This is a genomic window from Actinospica durhamensis, assembly GCF_018139695.1.
GTDB classification, from domain to species: domain Bacteria; phylum Actinomycetota; class Actinomycetes; order Streptomycetales; family Catenulisporaceae; genus Actinospica; species Actinospica durhamensis.
In genome coordinates this window covers 1-5,657 of record NZ_JAGSOG010000407.1, presented here as the reverse complement: position 1 = coordinate 5,657, position 5,657 = coordinate 1, and the positions used below count along the sequence as shown (strand labels likewise).

The following is a 5,657-nucleotide window of genomic DNA, read 5'->3' as shown; positions in this document are numbered from 1 at the left end:
CACGACCCGAGGAACCCTGGAGACCCCGCCCGGACGGCCACCCGGCAATCACCCCTGCCCGGACATCCGGCACGACCGATAAACGATCAGGAAATCAGCACCCCGGAATCAGCCCGGTGGATCCGGGCTCAAACATGTCCGTCGGATAGATGGTCACCGGCCGAGCGAACGGCACCACACGAACGCTGACGTTCTCCAACTCCGAGATCTCTCGCACATGCCGCAACTGCGCATGCATGATCGCCCGGCTCCCGAACTGCCAGTGAAGAGCCGACTCAGCAAGCAACGCGTTGAAGGTCAGCGGGTCAGGTTCCGTGAGCCGCCGTTGCCGCCTGATTCGCACTTCGTACTCGGCGTCATTACGCCCAGGGTCACGAATCGGACCCACAGTATGCAGTGCCCTGATGTAGTCAGGCGTCTGGAGGAGACCGGGCATGAACATGTGCTGTACCGACCACGCGCGAGCGGCCTCGTTCTCGTAAGCCAGGAACTCGATAAAGGTCGGCGTAAGCCAGCGCTCATAGCGCTCCCACCACGCATCCGTGATGCTGTCTCGCGCCATTTCGACCCAGCGGGCGATCGTCTCATCGTCCACCTCATAGACGGCCCCGAGTGCCCGCACGTCCGCAGCACTGACTTTGGTACGAGCGCTCTCGATACGCGAAACCTTCGAGTTGTGCCACTTTGGGGCGATGCTTTCGGCTACGTCACGGATTGAGAGCCCTCGGCTCGTCCGTGTCTCCATCAGCTCGTCCGCAAGCGCGCGCTGTGTCCAACTGGCCCTGAACGGCATTGATCACTCCCTTCCCGGCCAGTCTCTCACCCGCGAGGGGACGCCCCGAGTAAAGCTTAGGCAAACTCATGCAGCGCTGCATTGTGGCGGCGCATGCAGCGCTGCACCATCGTATCGGTGCTACTGACGCCTCATCAGGGGGCGCCTCTTGCATGGTAGCGCCGCGTTCGTGCACGTGCATCCGCCTTTGCGATAAGGGAGGCCCCCATGGGCTTGGGCACTACGGAGAGTGCGCGGGTGATCATTTCTCGTGACTGGCCGAGTCGGCCGGCATGGGGCCACGGCCGTCCCTACCAGCCCTTTCGCGCCCGGACCGCCGGGAGGACACAATGACCACCCTCGCCCTTGACGGCAGGTTCTACCGCGTCAGCCTCGCCGCGCTGCCCGACGCTCCGAAGCGCGCCCGCCGATTCCTTAAGGACCAGCTCACACGCTGGGGACTGCCGAGCGGCGACGATACCGCCGAGAGCGCGCTTCTGGCGCTGTCGGAGATGGTCACGAACGCGGTCACAGCCACAGGCAGAGACTCAGGACCCGTTGAACCCCTCCCGTACGAGACGGTTGCGACCATCGAAGTCCGGACCGCAGCATCCTGCAACGGCCTCACGGTCGAGGTCTGGGACAACAGCCCCGAGATGCCCGTGCTCACCGACGCGTCCCAAGACCAGGAGCATGGGCGCGGCGTGTTCATCATGATCACGCTCGCCCACGAGTGGGGATGCCGCCCGGAAGTCCTCCCGCCCGCCACGATGCCCGGAAAAACGGTGTGGGTCTCGTTCAAGTGGGCCCTTCCTGCCGTCGCGCCCGCCCCGGCAACCGTGCGTCCCGCCATACCCGCCCAGCGTCCCGAGTTGCCTGCCCTCCCGCGCCGAGCCAAGCAGAAGACCCCAGCGCCCACGCCAACCGCCGAGCCCGACGCGCTCAGCCAATGGGCCACAGGCCCGGACGTACTGATGCGCGTGTACACCGCGCTGCGGGCGAGCACCCGCACCGCCCTACAGACCACCTGACCCCCACCCATCGCAACCCAGTGAGGAGTAAGACCGTGACCATAACCACCGACGTATCGCCGTTCGAGTCCGACACCAAGGGCATCACGTTCCTGGAGCTGGAGATCACCGGCAAGTGCAACCTGCATTGCGCGCACTGCTACGCCGAGTCCGGCCCGCGCGGCGACCACGGCACGATGACCGTGGCCGACTGGAAGAACGTCATCGATCAGGCGTACGCCCACGAGACCATCGCGTCCGTGCAGTTCATCGGCGGCGAGCCGACCGAACACCCCGACTTCGCCGAGCTGATGACCTACGCCCTGGGGACCGGGCTCGGTGTCGAGGTCTACTCGAACCTGGTCAGCGTCACCCCGGAACTCTGGGAGCTCTACAGCCGCCCGAACGCGTACCTCGCCACCTCGTACTACTCCGACGTGGCCGAGACCCACGACGCGATCACCCGCCGCAAGGGCTCTCACTTCGCCACCCTGACGAACATTCAGGAAGCGGTGCGGCGCGGCATCATCATCCGCGCTGGAGTCGTCGAACAGCACCCCGGCCAGCGCGCCGCCGAAGCCGCCGAGCAGTTGCGCGGCCTCGGCGTGAACGTCAACCACGACCGCATGCGCGCCGTCGGACGCGGCGACCAGACCCGCAGCGGCATCGGCAGTGTCAACGAGCTGTGCGGCAAGTGCGCGAAGAACAATCTCGCCATCGGCCCGAACGGCGAGGTGTGGGGATGCACGATCTCCCGGTTCCTGCCCTCCCCGGGTAACGTCAAGACGACCCCGCTTGCCGCAATCCTCGCGTCCGCCGCGTTTGACCAGCTCCGCGCCGTCATCCCGCCCCGCACCCGGGGATGCGACCCCGATTCGGACTCGGCCCCGTCCGTGTGCGGCCCCGACGTCAAGCGCGCACCCGCCACCGTGACCCTGAAGGCAGCCCAGTGATCGACCTCGAAGACGAATGGCAAGACGCGGCGCGCCGCCTCGCCGCCATGGTCGAACTCCCCGACTCCCCGTGGTTCCGCCCCCTGGCGACCACACCGCGCCACCGGTTCATCCCGGCATGGTTCGAGCGCAGCGCCGACGGCTGGACCTCCGTCGATGGGGACTCCGAGCGGGAAAAGTGGCGGAACATCGCCTACGAGTCCACGGCATCGATCGTGACCAAGGTCGCCGGGCACCACGCCGACCTCACCGACCCCCAGCAGCCCATACAGGGACGCCCGACATCATCGGCCACCAACCCGTGGCGCGTCATCCAGATCTACCGCGCCGCCCGCATCCACAACGGGTGCGGTGACGTGCTGGACGTGGGAACCGGACCCGGCTACGGCGCCGCCCTGCTCTCCAAGGTCGTCGGGTCCCGGCAGGTCACCACGATCGACGTGGACGCCTACCTGACCCGCGTCGCCGAGATGCGACTGAGGCCCGCCACCGACCAGCCACACCCGCGCATCATCACCGCCGACGCGACCGGGCCCCTGGACTGGGAAGGCAACCGCATCGCCGCCATGGTCTCAGTCCCCGGAATCCCGGCAAGCTGGCTCGCCTCCCTCAAGCCTGACGGACGCCTCGCCGTGAGCATCGCCGGAACCTCCATCACCATCGCCGCGCGCAAGCTCGAAGACGGAGGCGCGTGGGGACGGGTCGAACTCGAACCCGGCGGATTCATGCGCACGCGAGGACCCGGCGACTACCCGCCCCCGCTGGTCGGCCGGATCACGGCTGAAATGACCTACAGCGACGAAGACGCCTCGGTCAGCCCGTACCCCGTGGTCAATCTCGACCAGGCCCCCGAGCTCTCATCCCTGCTCGCCCTGACCGTCCCCGGCATCGAATGGGTCCACGACACCGGGGCCGACGGCGCACAGTCCACGTGGCTTGCCCACCCGGACGGGTCATGGGCCAGGGCCGAGGGACACCAGGACTTCTCCACCGTTCGCACCTTCCAGGGCGGACCGCGCCGACTCTGGGACGAACTCGACCGCATCCGCCTCGACTGGCTCAGGAACGGACGACTGAGCCTGTTCGGCGCCGAAGTCCGCATCCAGCCGGACGGAGAAGCCACCTTCAGCTCCGGATCGTTGAACCTCACGTTCCCCGGCGCTCAGCCCTCCAGCAGCTAGCCCCCTGACCCGCCGGTCGAAGAGCACCGACGCCGCGAAACCGTCGCGGATAGGCAGCGCTCACGACCGCCCTAGACGGCGCCCACCGACAGCGAAGACCGTCCTGTCGGTGGGCGCCCCACCACGCACAATGCACGCGCCCACGTGCACGACACCAGGGGGACCCATGCCAACCGAAGACGACACGGTAGATCTCCGATTCCTGGACTGGAGGGAAACCACCGCAGCCAGCCTGATCAACCGCGTCGGACACGAGACCATCACCGAATTCCGGATCTGGCTCACCGGAGCCCAGACCGCAGGCCAGAACCTCGGCGACACCGAATTCGTGGCCCTAGCCGAATTCCTCGGCGCCGAGCTGCGCAACCTCTACCACCGCGAGCTCAGCACCGAGTACCCCGAGCTCTCCGAAGCCCTCCGGTACCTCTCGTTCGACGAGTCCCTACACGCCGTCTACTGCGCCACGCACGAACGGCACTAAGACCAGCCCGCACGGTGCCGGACATCCACCGATGCGGGCATCCCCGCGCCACCGCCGAGCCCCTTGTGGGGGTGGCCTCGGCGGGCAGGCGCACCCGGCGCCCCCGACCAGCCTGGCGGAATCCTCCCCAAGCCAGCCCGGTCGGGGGCGCTGCGTCTGCCCTCAACCTGCGTTCTCCCGGCTCCTCCCGGCACCACTCCGACAGCGTGGCCCGGCCCGCTGCCGGATCGTCGCAGACAACGACTTCCAGCAGTGCAGGACTACGGCACGGGGCCCGGTTCCGAGAAGTTTTTGCCGCTCCCGACCTGCCCATGTGGAGCCTCCTCCCTCACGGTCGGTGCCTCCACACAGGCATCTCGTCCGCTCGCAGGGGTGTCGGTCGCCGAGAAAGACCAATCGGCCGAAGTACCAGCGTGCTTGCGCCAGTCCCAGCGCACTGCCGAGGGCCGCCCGCCGGCCCAATCGCGGCGCGCTTGCTAACGCACAGCTCAGCCGATGGTCGGGGCGCCGCGGTTGCGCCGGCCGCCGTCCCCCCTTGATGTCCTGTCCGTCGCTACTTGCCCCAAGATCGCTCTATGACCTGTGCACGGCAGATTGAGCTGGACAACGTGACTTTGAGTTGTCCGGCTCTGGCGGCATTAGGGCGTCGGCTCGGTGGGCGTTCCGCGTTGATGGCGGAGGTGGCGGTTCTCCGCCACGAGTTGTTGCATGGTCGCCACCTGTGACATCAGGTCGCCGCATAGCTCTTGGGCGGTGCGTTGCAGTTCGATGCTCACTGTCCGCAGTGCGTCAGTGTCATCGAGGAGTGAGGCATGCCTGACCGTGGCCACGATGCGTCCGCTTCGGCTAGCTGAGCTCGGGCATGGCACAACCGGTCTAGCAGCGGCCGCGCCATCTTCAATATACGCCGTGCTCAGGGCAGCTGTGGGCTGGCGGAACTGGTGCGTGCGCGGGTGGATGGTGACTTTGCTTGCACGGGGGCCACCATGGCCCGTCGCAGCACACACGAGCTACGAGCGGATACAACCGGCCTCGGGGCATTAGGCGGACAGGACACTTAACCCTGCGGGACACGCCGGGAGAAGAACAAAAAGGCCTTCGACTGCCTCTGAGGAGCCCGTCCGCCGGTGAAGATCGTTGATGGCCTGCGGTTCGGGTGGGTCAGCGGGTTCGGGCGTCTCCCCGCCCCCGCCCGAAGGGATGCCAGACCGGCGGGGCACGGCGCGAGCTCCCAGCACCAACCCACCCCCCGCCCTAGGT

General features: G+C 67.4%; 5 protein-coding genes. 4 read left to right on the top strand and 1 reads right to left on the bottom strand.

Going from position 1 to position 5,657, the window contains the following annotated elements:
- Positions 1-94: 94 nt before the first annotated feature.
- On the bottom strand, positions 95-793 hold the full coding sequence (locus KDL01_RS38725) for a helix-turn-helix domain-containing protein (RefSeq protein WP_212533703.1): 699 nt from the start codon (positions 791-793) through the stop codon (positions 95-97).
- 329 nt (positions 794-1,122) lie between these two features.
- Here KDL01_RS38725 and KDL01_RS38720 point away from each other — a divergent pair, with 329 nt between their 5' ends.
- From KDL01_RS38720 to KDL01_RS38705, 4 genes are all read left to right on the top strand, one after another.
- Positions 1,123-1,803 (top strand): ATP-binding protein, encoded by a 681-nt coding sequence (locus tag KDL01_RS38720; RefSeq protein WP_212533702.1) that lies wholly within the window; start codon positions 1,123-1,125, stop codon positions 1,801-1,803.
- 35 nt (positions 1,804-1,838) lie between these two features.
- Complete coding sequence (locus KDL01_RS38715; protein ID WP_212533701.1) at positions 1,839-2,735, top strand: radical SAM protein; 897 nt, start codon at positions 1,839-1,841, stop codon at positions 2,733-2,735.
- Positions 2,732-3,916 carry a methyltransferase domain-containing protein gene (locus tag KDL01_RS38710; protein WP_212533700.1) on the top strand — a complete coding sequence of 395 codons (1,185 nt, stop codon included), beginning with the start codon at positions 2,732-2,734 and terminating at the stop codon, positions 3,914-3,916. The genes KDL01_RS38715 and KDL01_RS38710 overlap by 4 nt, the downstream gene beginning before the upstream one ends.
- A 166-nt stretch (positions 3,917-4,082) precedes the next feature.
- Positions 4,083-4,397 carry a hypothetical protein gene (locus KDL01_RS38705; protein WP_212533699.1) on the top strand — a complete coding sequence of 105 codons (315 nt, stop codon included), beginning with the start codon at positions 4,083-4,085 and terminating at the stop codon, positions 4,395-4,397.
- Positions 4,398-5,657 lie beyond the last annotated feature (1,260 nt).